The organism is Streptomyces sp. NPDC014882 (genome assembly GCF_043081325.1).
Classification (GTDB): domain Bacteria; phylum Actinomycetota; class Actinomycetes; order Streptomycetales; family Streptomycetaceae; genus Streptomyces.
In genome coordinates, this window is the sequence record NZ_JBIBWL010000006.1 from 251600 (window position 1) to 273270 (window position 21671).

General features: G+C 76.0%; 19 protein-coding genes and 1 pseudogene. 7 read left to right on the plus strand and 13 right to left on the minus strand.

Features of this window, described 5'->3' with window-relative positions; all coding sequences use genetic code 11:
- Nucleotides 1-334 precede the first annotated feature (334 nt).
- Nucleotides 335-1402, minus strand: coding sequence for a zinc-dependent alcohol dehydrogenase family protein (locus ACF09K_RS17075; protein ID WP_392244312.1), 1068 nt, complete (start codon nt 1400-1402; stop codon nt 335-337).
- A gap of 371 nt (nt 1403-1773) precedes the next feature.
- Between ACF09K_RS17075 and ACF09K_RS17080 the strand changes: the two genes are divergently transcribed.
- Nucleotides 1774-2325 (plus strand): hypothetical protein, encoded by a 552-nt coding sequence (locus ACF09K_RS17080; protein ID WP_392244314.1) that lies wholly within the window; start codon nt 1774-1776, stop codon nt 2323-2325.
- Between the two features lie 597 nt (nt 2326-2922).
- Nucleotides 2923-3564 carry a dienelactone hydrolase family protein gene (locus ACF09K_RS17085; protein WP_392244315.1) on the plus strand — a complete coding sequence of 214 codons (642 nt, stop codon included), beginning with the start codon at nt 2923-2925 and terminating at the stop codon, nt 3562-3564.
- Between the two features lie 170 nt (nt 3565-3734).
- Here the strand turns inward: ACF09K_RS17085 and ACF09K_RS17090 are convergent, their stop codons facing one another.
- The 4 genes from ACF09K_RS17090 to ACF09K_RS17105 form a co-directional block, all read right to left on the minus strand.
- Nucleotides 3735-4241 carry a flavodoxin domain-containing protein gene (locus ACF09K_RS17090; RefSeq protein WP_392244317.1) on the minus strand — a complete coding sequence of 169 codons (507 nt, stop codon included), beginning with the start codon at nt 4239-4241 and terminating at the stop codon, nt 3735-3737.
- A 369-nt stretch (nt 4242-4610) separates the two neighbouring features.
- Complete coding sequence (locus ACF09K_RS17095) at nt 4611-7298, minus strand: GNAT family N-acetyltransferase (protein ID WP_392244319.1); 2688 nt, start codon at nt 7296-7298, stop codon at nt 4611-4613.
- Nucleotides 7299-7642: 344 nt separating this feature from the next.
- A complete protein-coding gene (locus ACF09K_RS17100) occupies nt 7643-8533 on the minus strand; it encodes a universal stress protein (protein ID WP_392244321.1) in 891 nt (296 codons plus the stop codon).
- A gap of 110 nt (nt 8534-8643) precedes the next feature.
- Nucleotides 8644-9273, minus strand: a complete 630-nt coding sequence (locus ACF09K_RS17105; RefSeq protein ID WP_392244323.1) for a hypothetical protein — start codon at nt 9271-9273, stop codon at nt 8644-8646.
- Between the two features lie 372 nt (nt 9274-9645).
- Here ACF09K_RS17105 and ACF09K_RS17110 point away from each other — a divergent pair, with 372 nt between their 5' ends.
- Nucleotides 9646-10635, plus strand: a complete 990-nt coding sequence (locus tag ACF09K_RS17110; RefSeq protein ID WP_392244325.1) for an Acg family FMN-binding oxidoreductase — start codon at nt 9646-9648, stop codon at nt 10633-10635.
- Nucleotides 10636-10773: 138 nt separating this feature from the next.
- On the opposite strand, the gene ACF09K_RS17115 is transcribed toward ACF09K_RS17110, so the two are convergent.
- Both ACF09K_RS17115 and gap read right to left on the minus strand, forming a co-directional pair.
- Nucleotides 10774-12483, minus strand: coding sequence for a GAF domain-containing protein (locus ACF09K_RS17115; protein WP_392244543.1), 1710 nt, complete (start codon nt 12481-12483; stop codon nt 10774-10776).
- A gap of 160 nt (nt 12484-12643) precedes the next feature.
- The gene (gap, locus tag ACF09K_RS17120; protein ID WP_392244327.1) at nt 12644-13672 is read right to left on the minus strand and encodes a type I glyceraldehyde-3-phosphate dehydrogenase; all 1029 of its coding nucleotides are present in this window, start codon (nt 13670-13672) and stop codon (nt 12644-12646) included.
- Between the two features lie 288 nt (nt 13673-13960).
- On the opposite strand from gap, the gene ACF09K_RS17125 reads away from it, so the two are divergent.
- Nucleotides 13961-14833 (plus strand): universal stress protein, encoded by an 873-nt coding sequence (locus tag ACF09K_RS17125; RefSeq protein WP_392244329.1) that lies wholly within the window; start codon nt 13961-13963, stop codon nt 14831-14833.
- Nucleotides 14834-14935: 102 nt separating this feature from the next.
- Complete coding sequence (locus tag ACF09K_RS17130; protein ID WP_392244331.1) at nt 14936-15958, plus strand: zinc-dependent alcohol dehydrogenase; 1023 nt, start codon at nt 14936-14938, stop codon at nt 15956-15958.
- A gap of 52 nt (nt 15959-16010) precedes the next feature.
- Here the strand turns inward: ACF09K_RS17130 and ACF09K_RS17135 are convergent, their stop codons facing one another.
- Nucleotides 16011-16361 (minus strand): hypothetical protein, encoded by a 351-nt coding sequence (locus ACF09K_RS17135; RefSeq protein ID WP_392244333.1) that lies wholly within the window; start codon nt 16359-16361, stop codon nt 16011-16013.
- 159 nt (nt 16362-16520) lie between these two features.
- On the opposite strand from ACF09K_RS17135, the gene ACF09K_RS17140 reads away from it, so the two are divergent.
- A complete protein-coding gene (locus ACF09K_RS17140) occupies nt 16521-18209 on the plus strand; it encodes a serine/threonine-protein kinase (RefSeq protein ID WP_392244334.1) in 1689 nt (562 codons plus the stop codon).
- Here the strand turns inward: ACF09K_RS17140 and ACF09K_RS17145 are convergent.
- The gene (locus tag ACF09K_RS17145) at nt 18206-18370 is read right to left on the minus strand and encodes a hypothetical protein (RefSeq protein ID WP_392244335.1); all 165 of its coding nucleotides are present in this window, start codon (nt 18368-18370) and stop codon (nt 18206-18208) included. The genes ACF09K_RS17140 and ACF09K_RS17145 overlap by 4 nt on opposite strands.
- Between ACF09K_RS17145 and ACF09K_RS17150 the strand changes: the two genes are divergently transcribed.
- The gene (locus ACF09K_RS17150) at nt 18369-18773 is read left to right on the plus strand and encodes a PPOX class F420-dependent oxidoreductase (protein ID WP_392244336.1); all 405 of its coding nucleotides are present in this window, start codon (nt 18369-18371) and stop codon (nt 18771-18773) included. The two genes, ACF09K_RS17145 and ACF09K_RS17150, sit on opposite strands and share 2 nt — an antisense overlap.
- Before the next feature lie 57 nt (nt 18774-18830).
- On the opposite strand, the gene ACF09K_RS17155 is transcribed toward ACF09K_RS17150, so the two are convergent.
- The 4 genes and pseudogenes from ACF09K_RS17155 to ACF09K_RS17170 all read right to left on the minus strand — a co-directional run.
- Nucleotides 18831-19574, minus strand: a complete 744-nt coding sequence (locus ACF09K_RS17155) for an SOS response-associated peptidase (protein WP_392244338.1) — start codon at nt 19572-19574, stop codon at nt 18831-18833.
- Nucleotides 19575-19770: 196 nt separating this feature from the next.
- Nucleotides 19771-19974: a cold-shock protein gene (locus tag ACF09K_RS17160; RefSeq protein WP_073491490.1), complete on the minus strand. Its 204-nt coding sequence runs from the start codon at nt 19972-19974 to the stop codon at nt 19771-19773.
- A 375-nt stretch (nt 19975-20349) separates the two neighbouring features.
- Entirely contained in the window at nt 20350-20913 is a 564-nt protein-coding gene (locus ACF09K_RS17165) for a hemerythrin domain-containing protein (RefSeq protein ID WP_392244339.1), read from the minus strand.
- Between the two features lie 509 nt (nt 20914-21422).
- A pseudogene (locus ACF09K_RS17170) lies at nt 21423-21596 on the minus strand (LysR family transcriptional regulator); the annotation flags it as partial.
- Nucleotides 21597-21671 lie beyond the last annotated feature (75 nt).

A 21671-nucleotide genomic window follows, 5' to 3' on the forward strand; every position in this document is an offset into this window, starting at 1 on the left:
GCGCGGGCGGGCGTGGGCGGGGGCGGGGGTCGGGGGGGCCCGGGGGTGCGGGCGCCGCGGGGGCGCGGGGGGGGGGCGGGGGGGGGGCGGGGGGGGGGGGGGCGGCGCCCCCCCCCCCCCCCCACCGCTGCCGTCCGGACGGGCCGCCGCGCCGCCGCGAAGGCGTAGCCGGCCACGGCCGCCCCGGCGTCGTCCGGCAGGTGCAGCACGTCCGGATCCGGAAGGGGCCGGAGGAACCCGGCGGCACGCCGGACGGCCCCTCCCGCCGCGCCGTCCGGTCCTCCGCACGCCCGCGCGGAGGGGGCCGCCGGGGACCGCGCTCACCTCACCGCCGCTACGTCCGCACGGCCACGGAGTCGTGCCGCTGTCCGCCGAGCACGACCTTGAGCGCACCGGTCTCGGCGGCGTTGCCGAAGACGTCGTACGCCTCCTGCATGCTGTCGAGCGGGAAGGTGTGGGTGACCAGCTGGGAGGTGGGCAGCCGGCCGGCGGCCGCCATCCGCAGCAGGGTGGGCGTGGAGTGCGTGTCGACCAGGCCCGTGGTGATGGTCACGTTCTTGATCCACAGTTCTTCCAGGTGCAGCGTCGCCGGCCTGCCGTGGACGCCGACGTTGGCGACCCGGCCGCCGGGCCGCACCATGCGGGTGCACATCTCGAAGGTCTCCGGCACGCCGACCGCCTCGATGACGACGTCGGCGCCCAGGCCGTCGGTGAGGTCGGCGACCAGTTGCTCGGGGGCCTCCCGGGCGTCCGCGACGGTCTCCGCCCCGAGTTTGCGGGCGGCCTCCAGGCGGGACGCCGCCACGTCCACGGCGACGATCCGCTCGGGTGAGAACAGCCGGGCGGTGGCGACGGCCGCCAGTCCGACGGGGCCGGCCCCCACGACGACGACGGTGTCTCCGGGACGGACCCGGCCGTTGAGCACGCCCACCTCGTAGGAGGTCGGGAAGATGTCGGCCAGCAGCACGGCGTCCTCGCCGGCCACCGCGCCCGGCAGCGGGTACACGGAGAGGTCGGCGTACGGGACCCGGACGTACTCGGCCTGGGTCCCGTCGATCAGGTGGCCGAGGATCCAGCCCCCGCCGCCCCGGCACTGGCCGTACACGGCCTCGCGGCAGTAACGGCACCGCCCGCAGGCGCTGATGCAGGAGACCAGGACCCGGTCGCCCGGCCGCACCGTACGCACGTCGCCGCCGGCCTCGACGACCTCGCCGACGGCCTCGTGGCCCAGCACCGTGCCGGGGCGCACCTCGGGCACGTCGCCCTTGAGGATGTGCAGGTCCGTGCCGCAGATGGTGACGGCGTCGACCCGGACGATGACGTCCGTGGCCTCCCTGATGCCGGGGTCCGGTACCTCTTCCCAGGCGGACTGTCCGGGACCGTGGAACACATAGCCTTTCATGCCGCACCTCTCGGGTTCTCGCTCCGGGGCGGGAGCCGGATCCCCGCGCCGCCGTCGGCGGGCGGAGCCCGGCTCCCGCGCACTGCGGTTTCTCTCCCCCGACACCTCCAGCCTGTCCCATGGTCCCGGAATCCGCTTGGGCCGGACGGTCCGGGAGGCGGAGCCGACCGGACCGTCGAGGCCGCACACCGCCCGCGGGCGGTGTGCGGCACAGGGTCCAACGGCCTCCCGGCGAGGCCCGGGCAGGTCCGTTCGGCCCGGGGGAACCGCCCTCTCGGCCCCTGCCCCGTGCCCGGTTCCGCTGTCACCGTCGAAGAAGGACGAGGACGGGCGAGGAGGTGCCGGCGATGCGCGGCAGCTGGGGAGTGGGAATGCCGTGGCGGAGGCGGGACGATCCGCTGCGGCGTCACGAGGACGTCGTCGAGGCGTGGATCATGCTGGTGCTGTGGACGGTCGTGCTCGTCGGCGGGACCCTCGCCGGGTTCGTGACGGCCCACGCCGCCGTCCAGGCGTCCGCCCGCGAGCGTGCCGAACGGCACCCCGTCACGGCCGTCGTGCTCGCCGACGTGCCGCGCGCCACGACGGACGTCGGCAACGCCTACCGGATGAGGGCCGAGGTGCGCTGGACGGCTCCGGACGGCACCTCGCGGACCGGGCGGACGCCGGTGAGCAGGGGCACCGAGGCCGGCGCGGAGATCACGGTCTGGCAGAACGACCGCGGCACGCTCACTCCGCAGCCGACGGGCGCCGCCGAAGGCACCGTCGAGGCGGCCTTCTTCGGCGCCGGGGCCGCGCTGGCCGTGGCCGGCGCCGCGCTGGGCGCCGGCGCTCTCGCACGGTGGCGGCTCGACCAGGGCCGGCTGGCCCGGTGGGACGCGGAGTGGGAGCTGATCGGCCCGCGGTGGACCCAGCGGACCGGATGACCGGCGGCGGCCACCGCCCGGCCCCTTGCGGGACCCCGCCCGAGGGTCCCGCGCGCGTGCTGCGACGACCATCGAGGCGGCCGACCGCCGCCGCTCCCCGGGAGGTGGCGTATGCGCCACGAGACCACCGGACGCCCGGACACTCCCCCGCGCCCGCCGACGGCGAGCGCTCCTGAGGCGTCCCACGGACCGGGTCCGGGTCCGGGTCCGGACCGCGGGACGGTCGGCCCCGTCGGCCCCGTCGGCCCCGTCGGCCACGGGACGGAGCACCGGGTACGGCCCGGCCGTCCGGACCGCTCCCCGTGGCGGCCGGGCCGTGCCACCGCGGCGGCCGGGGCGGCGGCCGTCGGGGCGCCGACCGCCGGCAGCCCCGGGGACGGCACCCGCCGGGCGGTCCGTGTCACGGACACCGGCCGGGCCGCGGCGCCCGCCTCCGCCGGTGCGGCGGGTACGCCGGAACGGCCGCGCCGCCCCGCCCGGGACGGCCTCCGCGCCGACGGGCCCGCGCACCCGGCCGGCTCCGCGGGCGCCCGCCGCCGGACCGCGCGCGAGGGGGCCGCCGTACCGGGCGGGTCCGGGCCGCGGGGCGAGGTCGAGGTGCCCGCCGGACCGGTGCGGCTGAGCGGGCGGCTCTCGCTGCCCGCCGCCCCCTGGGCGGTGGTGGTCCTGGTGCGCGGCTCCGGCCCTCACGGCCCGCGGGAACAGCGCTTCGCCGACGCCCTGCGGGGACGGCACCTCGGCGCCCTCCTCCTCGACCTGCTCGCCGAGGAGGAGCGCACCCCGCACGACGTCCACGACGTCGTCCTGCTGGCCCGGCGCCTGCGCGCCGCCTCCCGGTGGCTCCGCCGCGAGATCCCCCTGCCGGTGGCCTACTTCGGCACGGGCACGGGTGCGGCCGCCGCTCTGGAGGCCGCCGCGGGCGACGACATCCGCGCGGTCGTGTCCCGCGGCGGCCGCCCGGACCTGGCCGGACCGGCCGCGCTCGCCGCGGTCGAGGCCCCGACGCTCCTCGTCGTCGGCGGGCTCGACACGCGGGTGCTCGGCCGCAGCCGGGTGGCGGCCGACTGGATGCGCTGCGAGCACCGCATCGCCGTGGTCCCCGGTGCCACGCACGCCTTCACCGAGCCGGGCGCCCTGGCCACCGCGACGGCGCTCGGCCTGGACTGGTTCACCGACCGCCTGCTCCGGCCGGGCCCCGCCGCGCCGCGCCCCGTCCCCCCGCGTCCCGGCGCGGCGTGACGGGACGACGGGCCGGCCGGTACGCCTACGGGCCGCCCCGCACGCGCGGGTGCGGGTCCGGAAGGCGACCGGGGCGCGGACGGCCCGCACGCGCGGGTGCGGGCCGGCTGCGCGGCACGCCCTCCGTGCCCGTCACGGTGACGGGCACCGAGGGGCCGCCGGCCCGTTCCCTACGGGCTCCCGCGGTCGCGCAGGGCCTTGGCGACGCCCGCCGACCACGCGTCGATCGCGGCGAAGTCACGGAAGTCGCCGCCCTTCCCGGACCGGACGATCATGCGGGCGATGCGTCCCTTCGCCCCCTCCTCCAGCCGCCCGCCGAAGGTGACGTGCTCGACGACGTCGAGCCTGTCCATGGCACGCCGGACGCCGGGCACGGGCGGGATGTCCCGCTCGGCGGCCGAGGCGTCCAGCGGCCCGCTGCTGAAGAACCACACCGGTCGCCCGGTCAGGGCCCGGCGGTGGCGTCGTACGAAGCGGCGGGCGTCCTTGTGCCAGCGTCCGGCGTACAGTCCGCCGCCGACCACCACGGCGTCGTAGAGCGCCACGTCCGTCACGGACCCGGCGGGCCGTGCCTCGGCCCCGAGCCCTTCCTTGCGAAGGACCTCCGCGACCGCCTCCGCGATCTGCGCCGTCGAGCCGTTCTTCGTCGCGTAGGCGACCAGCACGTTGTCCGGCATGGCGATCCGCCTCCTCTCAGATGCGTCTCCCAGCTGCGTCTGCCAGCTGCGTCGCGGCCGTTCGCCGGCCGCGTCGTGCGGGATCCGGGTGCCGGGCCGGAGCCTGGTGCCGTCCGTCCGGCGGGTGGATCCGTCGGCCGCGCCGACGACGTCCGTCCGTCCGGCGGGCCACGACCACGGTCACGGCGGTCCCGGTCCCGGTCCCGTTCCCGCGTTCCCGGCGGCCGTCCGGGGTGACCACGCCTTCCGTCACGAAGACGCCGGCGCTCCCGGGTACGGGCCGCGGTGCCTCCACCAGTATCTCCTCGATCACCTCCCGATGGATCTCCGCGCCGGGCCGCGGGGAGATCCGCAGGGGATCCCGCCTCCTCAGCGGAGCCGGCGCGGCAGGGGGTCGTGGGCCCGGCGCGGCAGCAGCCGGATCCGCGCGTCGAGCACGGAGACCGGGCCGGGGGCCGCGAGGACCGGGGCGAGTTCGGCCTCGGCGAGCTGGGGCAGGTCGCCGGCCAGCCGGGAGAGCCGCGCCAGGAGCTGTCGCAGGCCCTCGAGGTCGGCGGGGCCGTCGCCGTGCGCGCCGGACAGGAGCGGGGCGCAGCGCGGGGAGGTGATCAGGTCGTGCACGTCGTGGTCGGTGAGCGGGGCGAGCCGGGCGGCCCGGTCGGCCGGTACCTCGGTGGCGGTGCCGCCGGGGCCGAACAGGACGAGCGGCCCGAAGACGTCGTCCTGGACGACGCCGGCGAACAGTTCGGTGCCGCGTTCGGCGAGGGGCCGCACGACCACGCCGGTCATCGGTTCGGCGCAGCGCGTCTCCAGGTCGCGGAAGGCGGCCCGCACCCGGGCCTCGTCCCGCGGGTCGAGGTGGACGGCGTGCTGTTCGCTCTCGTGGAACGGACCGGTCCCGTAGGCCTTCATGACGACCCGGCCGTCGACGCCTCGCCGCCGGCCGGCGGCGAGGACGGCGTCGTCCTCGGTCTCGGCCCAGGCCCACCGCGCCAGGGGGATGCCGTAGCAGGACAGCAGGTCGGCGCAGGTGCGGGGGTCGAGCCGGCCGCCGTCCGGGTGGGTGGTGAGGTGGGCCGCGGCGATCTCGTGGGCGCGTTCGGTGTCGATTCCGTCCGGGGCCGCGACGGTGTCCGCCGGCCGGCGCAGCCAGGCCGCGCGCCGGGCGGCGTGGGCCAGGGCGCGCGCCGCCGCCCGGGGTTCCGCGTACGAGGGGACGCCGTCGCCGGCGGCGGGCAGCAGCGTGACGGGCGCCGCCTGGTCCAGGCGCACGACGGCGACCGGCCGCTCCCGCCGTCCCGGTCCCCGGGTGACGGCGCGCAGCAGGTCGTCGCCGGTGGCCTCGGTGACCGCGGTGGGGACGAGTGCCACCAGCAGGGCGTCGACCGCCGGGTCCCGCACGAGCCGCTCCAGGCACGCGCGCAGTCCGGCCTCGGTGACGGCCGCCGTGGCGTCCACCGGATTGCCCACGGTGGCGCCGGCCGGCAGGAGATCGCGCAGGTCGTCGACGAGCCGCGTGCCGAACCGGGGCAGGACGAGTCCTGCCTCGGCGCAGGCGTCGGCGGCCAGGACGCCCGCCACGCCGGCGTTGGTGAGAACGGCGACGCGGGTGCCGGCGGGCAGCGGCTGCGTGTGGAACAGGGCGGTGGTTTCGAGGAGTTCGCCGATCGACCGGGTGGCGGTGACGCCCGCCTGGGTGAAGAGGGCCCGGCGGGCCGGGGTGCGGGTGGCCGCGGCGGTGTGCGCGGCGGCGGCCCTGCGGCCGGCCTCGGTACGGCCGGCGTCGACGGTCAGCACCGGCATGCGGCGCGTGACGCGCCGGGCGGTGCGGGAGAAGGCCCGTGGATCGCCGAAGGACTCCAGGGGCAGCACGGCGAGGTCGGTGCGGCCGTCGCTCTCCCACCACTGGAGCAGGTCGTTGCCGCCGACGTCGTACGCGTCGCCGAGCGAGGCGAAGGTGGAGACGCCGATGCCGAGCCGGGACAGGCCTTCCAGCAGCGCGATGCCGACGCCTCCCGACTGCACGGCGACCCCGGCGGTCCCCGGCAGCGGACGGCCGGCGGCGAAGGTGGCGTCCAGGCACAGGCGCGGCTCGGTGTTCGAGACGCCGAGGCAGTCCGGGCCCACCAGCCTCATGCCGTACGTGCGGCAGACCGCCAGCAGGGCCCGGCCCTGCTCGTCGTCGAGCCCCGCCGTCACGACGACCAGGGCCCGTACGCCGGCCCTGCCGCACTGCTCCGCCACGACCGGCACCGAGGCCGCGGGCCCGGCGATCACCACGAGGTCGGGTGTCGTGGGCAGGGAGTCGACGGCCGGGTACGACGGCACGCCGAGCAGCGAGGTGGCGCCGGGGTCGACCGCGAACAGGCGCCCCGTGAAACCGCCCACGTGGAGGTGGTGCAGCAGGGCCCGCCCCACGGAACCGGGGACCCGTCCGGCGCCGACGACGGCGACGGCACCGGGCCGCAGCAGCGGTTCCAGGCCGGCGGCGCCCGCGACCCGGCCCCGGGTCTCGACGGCGGACGGGTGGGCGTCGTCCTCGTCCGGTGCGACGGTGCGGCGGACGTCCGGTCCCGCCGGGCGGCGCTCGACGCGCAGGCCGAGGCCGGCGAGGAGGCGCAGGGCCTCCGGGTCCTCGCCGAGCGCGTCCGCCGTGAAGGTGGTGACGCCGTCCGACCGGGCCGCCGAGACGAGGTGTTCGACGAGGAGGGTGCCCACGCCCCGGTCGTGCAGGCCCGCGGCGACGGCGACGAAGAGGTCCGCGGCGTCGGGCGCGCCGTCGGTGTCGTACCGCGCGAGCCCGAGGACGTTGCCCTGCGCCTCGGCCAGCAGCGCGCGGTGGCCGGGCCGCGCGGGGGCGCAGGCCAGGTCGGCGGCCGTCCCGGCGGACCGGTCGCGCCCCGCCGGTTCCCCGCGGCGCGGGCGTTCCGCGGCCACCTCCTGGTAGAGCCCCTCCAGCTGGTCGTGGTCGCCCGGCAGCACGGGCCGGATGCGCACGGTGGTGCCGTCCGCGAGCAGGGCGTGGACCGCGGGCCGGCTGAGCAGGTCGTCCGTCATCGGGGGCTCCTCGGGGAGGCTTGTCGCTGCGTCGATCGTCGGGCGGCGCACGCGGGAGGCCCAGGGGCTGTCGGGGTCCGGCCGGGGTCCGGCCGGGGTCCGGTACCGCCGCCGTCCGGGGCGCCGGTGGGCCGGGGAGGCGCTTCGGGCGGCGGCCGGGGGGGCCCCGGGGGGGGGCCCCCCCCGCCGGCGGGGGGGCCCCCCCCGGGGGGGCCCCCCCCCCGGGGCCGGGGGGGGGGCCGGCCCCCCCCGGGGGCCGGCGGGGGGGCGGGGGGGGGGGGGGGGGGGGGGGGGCGGCGCCCGGCCGCTCCGGGGGGTGTCCCCCTCGGAGCGGCCGGGGCGCCTCAGTCGTGCGGGACGACCGCGACGGGAGCGGTGCAGTGGTGCAGCACCGCGTGGGTGACGTGGCCGACGTGCGCGCCGGGTCCGCGGCGGGTCCGGCGGCCCACCACCACGAGCCGGGCGTCGCGGGAGGCCTCCACCAGCTGCGCGGCCGGGCTGCCGTAGCGGGACTCGGCCACGATCTCCAGGTCCGGGAACTTCTCCCGCCAGGGGTGGAGCAGTTCGTTCAGCGCGGTGGACTCGTACTGGGCGAGCGTCTCGTGGAAGCCGGGGTCGACCGACAGCGCGTAGGCGTAGGAGGGCTTCGGGCTCCAGCCGTGGACGACGCGCACGGCGGCACCGCGGCGGGCCGCCTCGGTCAGGGCGAACTCGATCAGCTCCTCGCTCGGCCGGCCGGTGTCCAGGCCCAGCACGACGGGCCCGTGCGCGTCGCCCGTGCCGTGCCCGTCGGCGGTTCCGGGGGTGCGGACCAGGACGACCGGCCGTTCGGCGTGCGCCACGACGGCGAGGCCGACCGAGCCGACCAGGAAGCCGCCGATCCCGCTCATCCCGCGCGAGCCGAGCACCAGCAGTTCCGCCTCGGCGGCGGCCCGGCACAGCACCTCGGCCGGGCCGCCGGGGAGCTGTTCGGTGCGGACGTCGAGGCCGGGATGGCTCAGGCGCAGTTCCCCGGCGGTCTCGCGCGGGATCCTCCCGGCCTGGTGCCGGCCGGTCTCGGCGTCGGGGAGGGGGGCCTGTGCCATGGGCTCCGGGAGGGGCTCCCAGACCTGGACGAGCCTGAGCGGCAGGGCGCGCAGCTGCGCCTCCCCGGCCGCCCACTCGGCGGCGGCGCGGCTCTCGCGGGAGCCGTCGAGGCCTACGGTGACGGTGCCTGCGGCGACGGTGCGGGACATGGTGTGCGTCTCCTGGGTGAGAGGCCGGGCCGACCGGCCGCGGGGGTGGGGCGGGACGGGGGTGTCACTGCTGCGGCGGGCCCGTCCGGGGCCCGCCGCGTGCGGCGCGCTCAGCGCAGCCAGCCGTTGTCGCGGACGAAGGGGAGGGCGGCCCAGCGGCGGCCGGCGCCCAGGGCGTCCCCGGCGGAGGCGGCGGCCAGGGCGATCAGGACGAGGGCGTAGACGACGTGGTAGTCGGCGAAGGGGTTGGTCGACATGCTCGCCGATCCGTCGGAGAGGTGCTGGGCCGGCGGCCACTCCGCGACCCACATGAGCGCCATCATCACGGTCCCGGCGGCCGCGGCGAGCCGCAGGCCGATGCCCGCGACCAGGGCGACGCCGATGCCGAGCAGGCCGAGCATGAACAGCCAGTCCGCCCAGACCGCGCCGGCCCAGTCGTGGAAGGTGGACTCCATCGGACCCACGGCGACGGAGCCGAGGAACCCCTTCGTCGGCGAACCGCCGTCGATCCACCCCTTGCCGGAGCCGGTGGCGTAGCCGAGACCGAAGGTCTTGTCGAGGAAGGCCCACAGGAAGACGAACCCCATCAGGATCCGCAGGCTGCCGAGGAGACGGGCACGTACGGTGTCCGTGCGCTCGAGTGCCGACCCGGCGGCCCCGGGCACCGTGCCCGCCCGGCCCCCGCGGAACGACGGCAGGTGAAGACCCGTGTGGCGGTGAGCGTGCTCGTGCACGGCCATGGCGGTGATCCCTTCGCGGAGGTCCGGTCGGTTCCGGACACCGCTCACTCTGCTGTGCCGGGCCGTTCCCCACCGAGTGCCGAAGGGTCACGGCCGAGGGGCTGAAGGTCCCCCGGTCAAGGGCCTGTTCGGCGGCGGCCGTACGGCAGGCGGGCGGCGGTCGTACGACGGTGACGCGGCGGCGGTACGGCGGTGGTGCGGAAGAGGGGCGGGCGCGGCCCGGTCCGCCGCGGCCGGCCGGCGCGGACAGGGCCGTCCGGAGCCGGGCAGGGGGCCACTCGGCCCCTGGCCCTCGCGCTCCCCGGGCACCACGCTGAGCCAGGACGACGACCGGCACCGGCCACGGCACGTGCGGGTCGGGAAGGAGTACCGATGAGCACGACGACTCTCGACGTTCCCGTCCTGGAGAGGCTGTTCGCCGCCGCCGCGGCGGCGCCCTCCGTCCACAACACCCAGCCCTGGCACTTCCGTTACGTCCCGGAGACCCGGACGGTGGAGATCCGGGCCGCCACGGAGCGGGGCCTGCGCCACCTCGACCCCACGGGCCGCGCCCTGCACCTCTCGGTCGGCTGCGCCGTCCTCAACCTGCGCGTGGCGGCCGCCCATCACGGCCACGAACCCGTCACGCGGCTGCTGCCCCGTCCCGGCGAGCCGGATCTCCTCGCCGCCGTCCGCCTCGCCCGGCCGGCCCGCGCCACCTCGGCGCCCGACCTGCACGACGCCGTGTGGCGCCGGCACAGCAGCCGGTTCCCGTTTTCCGACCGGCCCCTGCCGCAGCACCTCCTGGCCGAGCTCGCCGAGGCGGCCCGGACCGAGGGGGCCCTCCTGCGCTTCCCCGGACCGCAGGAGACCGGCCACGTGCTGCGGCTGACGAGGGAGGCGGAACGCCGCAACACGGCGGACCCCGACCGGGCGGCCGAGAGCCGGCACTGGGTGCGGGCCGCGGACCCCTCGACGGTGGGCATGCGGACGGGGGTCCTGGGCCTCCAGGACTTCCTCGACCAGGTGCCGATGCGGGACTTCGGCGCCCACCGGCACCCGGCCGTCCTCACGGCCCGCCCGTACGAGACGCGTCCGCGGATCGCCCTGCTGTCCACGGCGCACGACCGGCGGGCGGACTGGCTGCGCGCCGGTCAGGCCCTGGAGCACGTCCTGCTGCTGGCCACCGCCCACGGCGCCCGGGCCTCGTTGCTGCACCAGGCTCTCGAATGGCCGGACCTGCGCGCGCAGTCGGGGTCGGTCGGCGACGAACGACGCGGCCACACGCAGATGGTGGTCCGGCTCGGGTACGGCCCCGACGGACCGGCCTCACCGCGCCGCACGGCGTGGGAGGCCGTGGACGTCACGCGCGGACCGCTGTGATCCGCCGGGACGGCGCGGGCGGACCGCCGGGACGGCGCGGAGGGCCCGGGTGGCGGTGAGGACGGGCCGACAGGTCGGTGAGGACGGGGCGGCGGAGCCGTGCGCGCGGCCGTGCGCGGTTCCGCCGCCGGGTCGTGGTCAGCCGGCCGCCGGCCTCTCCGTGTCCCGCACCGGGGCGTGCCACACGAGCTCGGTGCCGCCGCCCTCCCGGTCGGCGTGCTCCATGTCCCCGCCGAGCTTCCTGGCCCGTTCCGCCATGTTGACGAGGCCGCTGCGGCGGCCTTCCGCCGGGATGCCCACCCCGTTGTCGGCGACCGTGAGGCGGACCTCCTTGCCGTCGGTCTCCAGCACGACCTCGGCGCGGTCGGCGCCGGCGTGCCGGGCGATGTTGGTCAGGGACTCGGACAGGACGGCCACGATGTGGTCGGCGGTGTCCTTGGGCACGTGGGTGTCGAGCAGTCCCTCCATGCGGACGCTGGGCGCGAAACCGAGGACGGGCGCGGCCTCTCCGACCACGCGGACCGCACGGGCCCGCAGGCCGGGCGCCACCTCGTCGTCGCGGGTGCGCAGACCGAAGATCGTCGAACGGATGATCTTGATGGTCTCGTCGAGGTCGTCCACCGCCCGCAGGACCCGCTCGGAAGCGCCCGAGTGCTCGATGAAGCGGCCCGCGCTCTGCAGCGTCATGCCGGTGGCGAACAGCCGCTGGATGGCCAGGTCGTGGAGGTCCCGTGCGATCCGGTCGCGGTCCTCGAGCAGCACGATCTGCTCGGCGTCCTGACGGCGCTCGGCCAGCTCCATGGCGACGGCGGCCTGGGCGGCGAAGACCCGCAGCGGCGCCATCTCCTTCTCGGTGAACTCGTTGCCGCCCGTCTCCCGGACCAGCAGCACCACACCGCGGGCGCTCTCGCCGGAGCCGATGGGGACGGCCACGGCCGGCCCCAGTCCCGCGAACCGCGGGGGGCCCGCCGAGGTCCGGTCGTCACGGGCGATGTCCGCGCTGGTCACCGGCGCGTCCTGGGCGAAGGCCTGGCCGATGAGGCTGCCTTCGTAGGGCAGGACGAGGCCCCGGTGCGCTTCCGCCTCCAGGCCGATGGCCAGTTCCACGGTGAGGGAGCCGGTGCCCGGCATCGGGACCGCCAGCACGGCGAGTGCCGCACCGGTGATCTCCCGTGCCTGTTCGGCGATGAGGGCGAGGACGTCGCCCTGCTCGCCGCCGGACATCAGCCGGTGGGTGATCTCGGCGTTGGCCTGGAGCCAGCGCTCGCGCAGCCGGGACTCCTCGTACAGCCGGGCGTTGTCGATGGCGACGCCGGCCGCGACGGCGAGCGTCGACAGCACGGCCTCGTCCTCCTCGTCGAACTGCAGCCCGCCGCGCTTCTCGGTCAGGTACAGGTTGCCGAAGACCTGTTCGCGCACCCGGATGGGGACGCCGAGGAAGGTGTTCATCGGCGGGTGGTTCGCCGGGAAGCCGTACGAGGCGGAATGTTCGGAGAGTTTCGCCAGCCGCAGGGGCTCGGGGTGGCGGATCAGCTCTCCGAGGATGCCGTGGCCTTCGGGGTACGGGCCGATGCGCGCGATCTGCTCCTCGCCGACCCCGACCGTGTGGAACGCCGACAGCCGGCGCCCGTCCGGGCCGATCACGCCCAGTGCGGCGTACTCGGCGTCGACGAGGGCCGCGGCGGCCTCGACGATGCTGTGCAGGGCCTGCTCGAGGTCCAGTTCGCGGCCCACCGAGAGCACTGCCTCCAGCAGGCTGTGGACGCGGTCCCGGGTGCCGCGGGCCGCGTCCAGGCGGGCCTGCAGCTCCTCCAGGAGTTCGTCCAGGCGCAACTGGGGCAGCCGCATCCGCGCCTGCTCCCCCTCGGGGCTTCCCACCCGTTCTCCTCCCGCTCTCCGCCGGTGACCGGCCGTGGCACCGTTTCCCTGCGCCCGCAACGGTAGCGGTCGACGCCACAGGAGGATACGGGATCGTTTCGTCGTGGTGGGAGGCCCCGCGGGGTGATCGTCAGCCGCGGTCCAGGCGGGCGGCGACGTACTCGGTGAGGTCGAGCAACCGGTTGGTGTAGCCCCACTCGTTGTCGTACCAGCCGAAGACCTTCACCAGGTCGCCGTGCGCCTGGGTCAACGGGGCGTCCAGGACGCAGGAGGCCGGGTCGCCGACGACGTCCCGGGAGACGATCGGGGCGTCGGAGACCCGCAGGACGCCCTTGAGCGGTCCGGCGGCGGCCTCCCGGTAGGCGGCGTTGACCTCGTCCGCGGTCACGGGGCGTTCGAGGACCATGGTCAGGTCGGTGAGGGAGCCGTCCTCGACCGGGACGCGCACGGCGCTGCCGTCGAGGGTGCCGGCCAGCTCGGGCAGGACCAGGCCGACCGCGCGGGCGGCCCCGGTGCTGGTGGGGATGATGTTCACGGCGGCGCTGCGGCCGCGGCGCAGGTCCTTGTGCGGGCCGTCGAGGACCACCTGGTCGTTGGTGTAGCCGTGGATGGTGGTCATCAGCCCCTTGACGACGCCGAAGTGCTCGTCGAGCACCTTCACCATCGGGGCCACGCAGTTGGTGGTGCACGAGGCGTTGGAGACCACGTGGTGCCGTCGCGCGTCGTACGTGCCCTCGTTGACCCCCATGACGACGGTGGCGTCGACGTCCTTGCCCGGTACGGACAGCAGCACCTTGCGCGCGCCGGCCGACAGGTGCCGGCCCGCCTGCTCGCGGGTGCGGAAGCGGCCGGTCGACTCGATGACGACGTCGACGCCGAGGTCCCCCCAGGCGAGGGCGGCCGGGTCGCGCTCGGCGCTCACGGCCACGCGGTGGCCGTCGACGGTCAGCGAGGTGTCGTCGTGCCCGACGGGACGCCCGAGGCGGCCGTACGTCGAGTCGTAGGTCAGCAGATGGGCCAGCGCCGCCGGCGACGTGACGTCGTTGACGGCCACCACCTCCACGGGTGCCGCGCCGTCCGCCGCGGCGCGTTGCAGCACGCACCGCAGGTAGTTGCGTCCGATGCGGCCGAAACCGTTGATGCCCACGCGTACGGTCATGTCCGTCGTCCTCCCCGATGGGTCGTCCCCGTCCGGTGCTCCCCGGACGCCGTACCAGCCTCCCGTCGGCGGCCGGGGCGGGGCTTGGGCCGGAGGGGACCGGCGGCGGGCCGTTCGGCCCCGGTCCGGGCGGTGCGGCCGGAGCGGTCGTCCGGCCACGGCGCCCGGGCCGGGACGACCGGGACGATAGGGCCGGTCGGCACGCGCCGGGGACCTGCGGCCCCTGCTCCAGGTGGCCGCCGCTCCCGCATGATGGGCGCAGAAGCCCAGTTCAGGAGGCAGAGCATCATGGTCCGCACTGTTGTCGCGGGTATCGACGGATCGACCGAGAGCGGCGCCGCCGCGGAATGGGCGGCACGCGAGGCGCGGTTGCGCGGCCTGCCGCTGACGCTGGTCCACGTGTGGCAGCCGGTGCCGGAGCCGATGGCCCAGGCCCCGCTGCTCGGCGCCGAGACGCAGGCGCACTGGAGCGAACGCATCCCGCGGGAGACGGCCGAGGGCCTGCGGCTGCGGCACCCCGGCGTCGAGATCACGCAGCGGCAGCTGACCGGCACGCCCGGCGACGTGCTGGCGGACGCCGCACGGGATGCCGAGCTGCTCGTCCTGGGCTCCCGCGCCCTCGGCGGGTTCGGCGGGTTCCTGGTCGGCTCGGTGGGCCTGGCGGCCGTCGCGCACGCCGATGTCCCGGTGGTGCTGGTCCGGGCCGGGGAGCGGGCCGCCGACGCGGAGGCCCCGTACCGCCCGGTCGTGCTCGGCCTGGACGTGGCCAAGCCCGACGACGCCGTCCTGGAGTTCGCCTTCGAGGAGGCCGGCCGGCGCGGCACCGCCCTGCACGTGGTGCACGCGTGGACGCTGGCGCCGTACTACGTCTACAGCCTGCCCGCCGCGCCCGAGGTCGGTGCCGAGCTCGGCCGGCAGGAGGCCGACGCCCTGGCCGAGGTGCTGGGCCCCTGGCGCACGAAGTACCCGGACGTCGAGGTCGTCGAGATCTCCCGCCTGGGCAGCGCGGCCGACCGCGTACTGGACGCCGCCCGCGAGGCCTCCCTCGTCGTCGTGGGCCGCCGGATCCGCCGCAGCCCGCTGGGCGCGCACATCGGCCCGGTCACGCACGCCGTCCTGCACCACGCCACCGCCCCCGTCGCCGTCGTCGCGCATCCCTGACGCGGCACGGCCCACGACGCATCGCCCGTCCGGCCCGTCCGTGCGGACAGCCCGGACAGCGGCACGCACAGCACGTACAGCACGCACAGAGGAGAAGAAGCCATGAAGGCAGCGGTCGTTCGCGCGTTCGGTGAGCCCCTGGTCATCGAGGACCGTCCGGACCCCGAGCCCGGTCCGGGCCAGGTCCGGGTCCGGGTGGAGGCGTCCGGACTGTGCCACACCGACATCCACGCCGCGCACGGTGACTGGCCGGTCAAGCCCAGCCCGCCGTTCGTGCCCGGCCACGAGGGCGTCGGCCTGGTCGAGAAGCTCGGCGAGGGCGTCACCCACCTGTCCGTCGGGCAGCGGGTCGCCGTGCCCTGGCTGGGCAGGGCCTGCGGACGGTGCGAGCACTGCCTGTCGGGCTGGGAGACCCTGTGCGAGCAGCAGGTCAACACCGGCTACGGCTGCGACGGCGGCTACGCGGAGAAGATGCTGGCCTGGGCCGACTTCGCCCAGCCGGTGCCCGAGGGCATCACCGCCCTGGAGGCCGCGCCGCTGACCTGCGCGGGCGTGACCACCTACAAGGCGCTCAAGGTGGCCGACGTCAGGCCCGCCCAGCTCGTCGCCGTCTCCGGCGTCGGCGGGCTCGGCCACCTGGCCGTGCAGTACGCCAAGATCGCCGGTGCCACCGTCGCCGCGATCGACGTCACCGACGACAAGCTCCAGCTCGCCCGGGAACTCGGCGCCGACATCGTCATCGACGCCCGGGTGGAGAACGTCGGCGAGGTGCTCAAGCGGCACGGCGGCGCCCACGCGGCCATCGCGCTCGCGGTGAACGACGCGGCCTTCGAAGCCGTCAACGCCGGGCTGCGGCGCGGCGGCAAGCTGGTCATGGTGGCCCTGCCGGCCCACGGCACGGTCCGGGTGCCGATCTTCGACACCGTCCTCAACGGCACCTCGGTGATCGGCTCCATCGTCGGCACCCGCCAGGACCTCGCCGAGGTCTTCCGGCTGCACGCCGCCGGACGCACCGAGGTCATCTACGAGACCCGCCCCCTCGCCTCCGTCAACGACTCCATCGACGAGGTGCTGCGCGGCGAGGTCAAGGCCCGCATCGTCTTCGACCTCGGCGCGGGCGCCTGACGAGGGCGCGTCGCCCCGGCCGCGCACCCCGCGGCCGGGGCGCGCGGCCGCGTCAGGCCTCGTCGTGCTGCGCGAACCGGAGCGAGAGGGAGCGCAGCACGTCGGCGGTCGGGACGGCGGGCCCGCTCTCGTCGTGCACCTCGGCGAGGTGCACGAAGGCGTAGGAGAAGCAGTTGGCCAGCGTCAGGATGGCGGGCCCGAGCGCCGCCGTGATGATCTCCATGGTCTCCTGCGCGGTCGCGTCCCTCGGGAGGCTGATCCGCGGCAGCGTCTCCGCGAGGAGCGCGGAGACGGCCCCGGAGAGGACGACGTCGGCGTCGGGGTTCTCGCGGACCTGCCGCTTCATCTCGAGGGCCTCGGTGAGGATGCCGATGACGCGCTGCATGATCTCGGATTGCTGCATGCGGGGAGCCTACGGCCGGCCGGCCCGACGGTGCGATCCTCCGGCCCGACCCGCCCGCGGACCGGCCGCTCCACCGGACCTCGGCACAAGTCGCCCGGCCCGTAAGGCGATTGCCCGGTTTTCCGGACACGTGATCGTCCGATGGGGCACGCTCTGAGCGTGAATGCGATTCATACGCCGCTGAGTCCCGAGGATCCGCGAGACGTCGGGGGGTACCGACTGCTCGCCAAGATCGGCGAAGGGGGCATGGGCGCCGTCTACCTCTCGCGCACCCGGGGCAACCAGCCCGTGGCCCTGAAGGTGATCCGCCGGGAGTTCGCGCAGGACCCGGAGTTCCGCCGCCGCTTCCAGCAGGAGGTCACCGCGGCCCGCCGGGTGCAGGGCTACCACGTGGTTCCGGTCGTCGACCACGACACCACGGGCGCCCTGCCCTGGCTCGCCACGGCCTACGTCCCCGGGCTGCCGCTGGACGAGGCCCTGACCGCGTACGGACCGCTGCCGCTGCCCGCGGCCCTCCAGCTCACCGGCTGCGTCGCCGAGGCGCTGCGGGCCGTGCACGCGGCCGGGGTGATCCACCGGGACCTCAAGCCCAGCAACATCCTGCTGGGCGCGGAGGGCCCCTGGGTGATCGACTTCGGCATCGCGCGGGCGACCGACGCCACTCAACTCACTCGCAGCGGTGGTCTCATCGGCACCCCGCAGTACATGTCCCCCGAGCAGATCGGCGGGGCCGGACTCACCCCGGCCACCGATGTGTTCTCCCTCGGCCTGATCGCGGCGGTGGCGGCGACGGGCCGCCATCCGTACGGCGACGGCGGCGCTATCACCCTGGCCACCCGCATCGCCGCCACCGAGCAGCGGCGGCCCGACCTCTCCGGCTACCCCGACGGCCTGCGCCCGCTCCTGGAGCGCTGCCTCGCCCCCGATCCGGCGGCCCGGCCCGCGCCCGCCGAACTCGCCGAGCTGTGCGCGCAGGCGTCCGGCCGTCCCGCCCGCGACTTCACCGGCTGGCTTCCGGAGCCGACGGCGGCCGAGATCGCCCGGCGGGCGCGGGCGGCGGCCACGCCCGCGCCGGATCCGATGCCCGCGTCCGCCGCCTACTCCCCCACCTACGTCCCTCCGCCGGCACCGCCGAGCGCCGCGCAAGCCGCTCCCGCGGCGCGCAGGCGTACGCCGCTGGTGCTGGGCGCCGCCGCGCTCGCCGCGATCGTGGTGGCCGGCGCCGCCTGGGGGCTGGCCGGCGGCGACGAGCCGGACGGCAAGGACGGGGCCGCGGCGGGGAACACCGCCCGGGCCACCCCGTCCGGGCCGGTGTCACCGGCCGCCGCCACCTCCGCGTCGGCGTCCGCGCCGGCCGGGGACGGCCTTCCCACCGACGCCCCGGCGTCCGCCTCCGCCTCCGCCTCGTCGAGCGCGTCGGCGGGCGGCGGTTACACGCCGCTTTTCGAGAACAAGCCGCTCACCCTCCGCGCGCCCAGTCCCCTGGCCTACACCCACGTGGACCTCGACCTGCCGAAGACCTACGCCGAGGGCGGCAGTGCGGCACCCGACGGCATCGAGCTGACGTACAACGAGTTCGGCGGCTCCTCCACGCTGAGTTTCCTCACCACGACCGGCATCAGCGAGGGCGCGACCGCGGAGCAGTGCGCCGCGGCGGCCGACACCAACGCCCTGCCGGCCACGATCACCGGCAAGAAGGACCTGCTGGCGCTGCTGCCCGAGGGCACCGTCCTGTGCACGGTCACCACGGACGGCAACCTGGCGATGCTGAGGATCACCGAGGTGGAGACGCGGGTCGAGAACATCCCCGACTACACCACCGAGCTGACCCTCTGGAAGCCGTCCTAGACGGCGCCGAGGGCGACGGCCGTGAGGACGGACGCGGCCCGCGACGACTCGCGCGGTGCGCGAATGCCCGGGCCGGTCCCGGCGTTGACGCAGTATCTGTCGGGTACGCGTACGGTCCCGCCGTCCAGGGGCCGCCCCGACATCAGCAGAGAGGTCACCATGCCCGCCGAACTGTCCGACAGCCTCAAGTCCCTCCTCGACTCGCCCGTCTTCATCACCGTCGCCACGATCCAGCCCGACGGCAGCCCGCAGGTGTCACCGGTGTGGGTGAAGCGGGACGGTGACGACGTGCTGTTCTCCACGACCGTCGACCGCCGGAAGTACAAGAACCTCGTCCGCGACCCCCGGGTCACCTTCGTCGTGCAGCCCGCCGACTCGCCGTACACGTACGCCGAGGTCCGCGGCACCGCCGAGATGACCACCGACGGCGCCCGTGAACTGATCGACGAGCTGTCGGTCAAGTACACCGGCAAGCGGTACGCGGACTTCAACCCGGCCTCGGTCGACGACGCCGAACGCGTCGTCGTGAGGATCAGGGCGCGCAAGGTGGTGGGAGGCCTCTGAGGTTCCCGGGGCTTCGCGGCGCGGGGCGGGAGCGCGCCGCGGCGGCGCCGGCGCGCTCTACGGCGTGACCGGGTCGAGGAGGTGCGGTCCGTCGGTGCGGGCGTTGTTGACTGCCGGTGACACGGGCCGCGCCTCGAGGTGCCCGTCCGCGGGGCGGCCGAGCAGGGCGCGCAGCTCGTCGGGGTCCCGGCGGGCGGGGTCGAGCCAGGCGTCGTAGCGGTCCTCGGTGAGGGCGAGCGGCATGCGGGGGTGCACCCGGCCGGCCTCGTCCGTGGCGTCGGTGGTGATGACGGTGCAGGTCAGCAGCCAGGCGGCGGGGTCGTCGTCCTGCCGCACCTGCGGATCGCGCCAGTACTCGTACAGGCCGGCGAAGGCCATGACCCGGCCGTCCTCGGGGTGGATGAAGTACGGCTGCTTGCGGGTGCGGCCCGTGTCCTCGGCCTTGACCTGCTGCCACTCGTAGAAGCCGTCCGCGGGCAGCAGGCAGCGGCGCCGGGTGAAGGCGCGGCGGAAGGCGGGCTTCTCGTGCAGGGTCTCGACCCTGGCGTTGATCATCCGCGCGCCGATCCTGACGTCCTTCGCCCACGACGGCACCAGGCCCCAGCGCAGCGGCCGCAGCTCGCGCCGCGCCGGCGCGGCATCGTCCTCGCCGCGCGGCGCGCGTTCGAGGACGGCCCACACGTCGTCGGTCGGGGCGACGTTCCAGCTCGGCGCGAGCGACTCGGTGACCGGGAGGTCGGCGACGTGGAAGTGCTCGGCGAGGTCCTCGGGACTTCGGGTGGAGACATAGCGACCGCACATGCACTCCACTGTCCCACTGTTTCCCCGGGAACGCGGGCACGCCGTTCCGACGGCGCGGACACGGGAAAGCGGCGCGGCCGGGGGGGAGACACGGGAAAGACGGGGGATACGGGAAAGGGCCGGCGCCGGGAAGGCGCCGGCCCTTTCCCCTCACGTCAGCGGCGGCAGGCGCGGGCCGCGGAGGTGGTGGACGGGGTCACAGGGGACGTACGCGCGAAGCCTGCGGCCCCTTGGGGCCCTGCACGATGTCGAATTCCACCTGCTGGTTCTCCTCCAGGCTGCGGAAGCCGGAGCTGTCGATCTCCGAGTAGTGCACGAAGACGTCCGGACCGCCGTCGGCCTGGGCGATGAAGCCGAAGCCCTTTTCGGCGTTGAACCACTTGACGGTTCCCTGAGTCATTGCTGCTCCTTACAGGGGCTGGGTTGGACATTCGCACCGTGCGAATATCCGGCCGGTTAACGACGCGGCTGCTCCAGCACAACCTGGAGAACAAGCTTCGCGCCCGCAACATCGTTCTCTGCGAGCATGCGACTGGCACAAACACACGAGTGAAACGGCGACCGGCTTCTCTCACCAGGCTACCGCCGGAATCCTTCCGGCTCTCGTGCACAGACCCACCGGAGTGACGGCCGGGCCGGCCGGAGAAAGGATCCCCGACGAAATCCTTTCGGCGGGACCCGCCGGTTTCCTCACCGGGGGAATTCGGCGGGCCGGGGGCGCTCCCGCACGACCGGCGCTCCGACGGGGGGGCGCCGTCCGGCGGCCCGCGTCCGTTCACTCCTGCCTTCCGCGCCCGGTGAGCAGGTCGCGCAGGCGGTCGACCATGCCGGTGCCGGGCGCGAGGCTCCCGTTCGCGGGCGGGGTGTCCGGCGCGGACGGGTGCGGGTGGACGGGAGCGTGCTCCCTGGCCGAGCGGACCCTCTCGCCGAGGTCCTCCAGCGCGGCGGCGGAGCAGACCTCGGCCAGCAGGGGGAACAGCCGGTTCTCCTCGTCGTCGGCGTGCGCCCTGACGGAACGCCTGAGCCCCGTGACCAGTTCGTCGAAGCGTCCGTCGCCGGGCCGGCAGTCCTCCAGTTCCCCCAGCATGCGCTCGACCTCGCCGTGCTCGGCGATCTCCTCGTCGGCGAGGTCGTCTCCGTCGTCGACGTACCGGCGCACCGTCGGGTACAGGTGCTGCTCCTCGGTCACCGAGTGGCGGACCAGTTCCACGGTGATCCGGTCCGCGAGTTCGCGTCGCCCGGGGTCGGCCGGCGGCAGCGCTTCGATCCGCGCGAAGAGGGCGTCCACCTCGCGATGGTCAGCGGTCAGTTCCTGGATGACGTCTCCGCCGTGTCCCATGGGTTCTCCACTCCTCGTCGTGCCGCGTCCGGGGTGCCGGGCGCCCCGCCCGGCCGGCACCCCGGACCTATGCCTCCCCCGCGCGCTCCCCCTGCCCCGCGATGGCCCGCCCCTTCACTCCGGCGGCCGACAGGCCCGTCCACGGGCGGCGAAACGGCCGGGCCGCGCGCGCCTCGCATCGCCGTCCCGGGGCGGACCACTCCTTCCCGGGGCGGGGCACCTTCCCGGGAAGGAGTGGTCCGGCCGATATGCGTTCCGGGAGGCGGCCTGCCCGGACCAGGCGTGATCCGGTTTTTCGGATGCCCTCGATCCATCGCGTGGATACCCGGCGGATCCGGTGGGACGGGCGCCACGTCCGGGGAGACCCGGCGGGGCGGGCGCCTCGTCCGGGGAGACCCGGCGGGGCGGGCGCCTCGTCCGGGAGACCGCGCCGCGCCCCGGCCGGCCCGGCCGGCACCCCGGCCCCGCCACCGACCCGACCCGATCGCCGACCCGCCCCGCCCCGCCCGTCAGGACGGGATCCGCTCCTCCGCGACGCCCGCGAGACGCCTGCCGACCCGCGCGGCCGTCTCCCGCAGCCAGATGTGGGCCGCGTCGTGCGTGTGCACCGGGTGCCACCACAGGGCCTCCTGGAGGGGCACGGCCTCGTACGGCGGTTCCAGTACGCGGACGGCGGCGATCGGACGGCCCCGAGCAGCGTGAATTCACCGCATGGATGCCAGCCATCCACAGAATCAATTTCCCTGATCGCGAGGGGC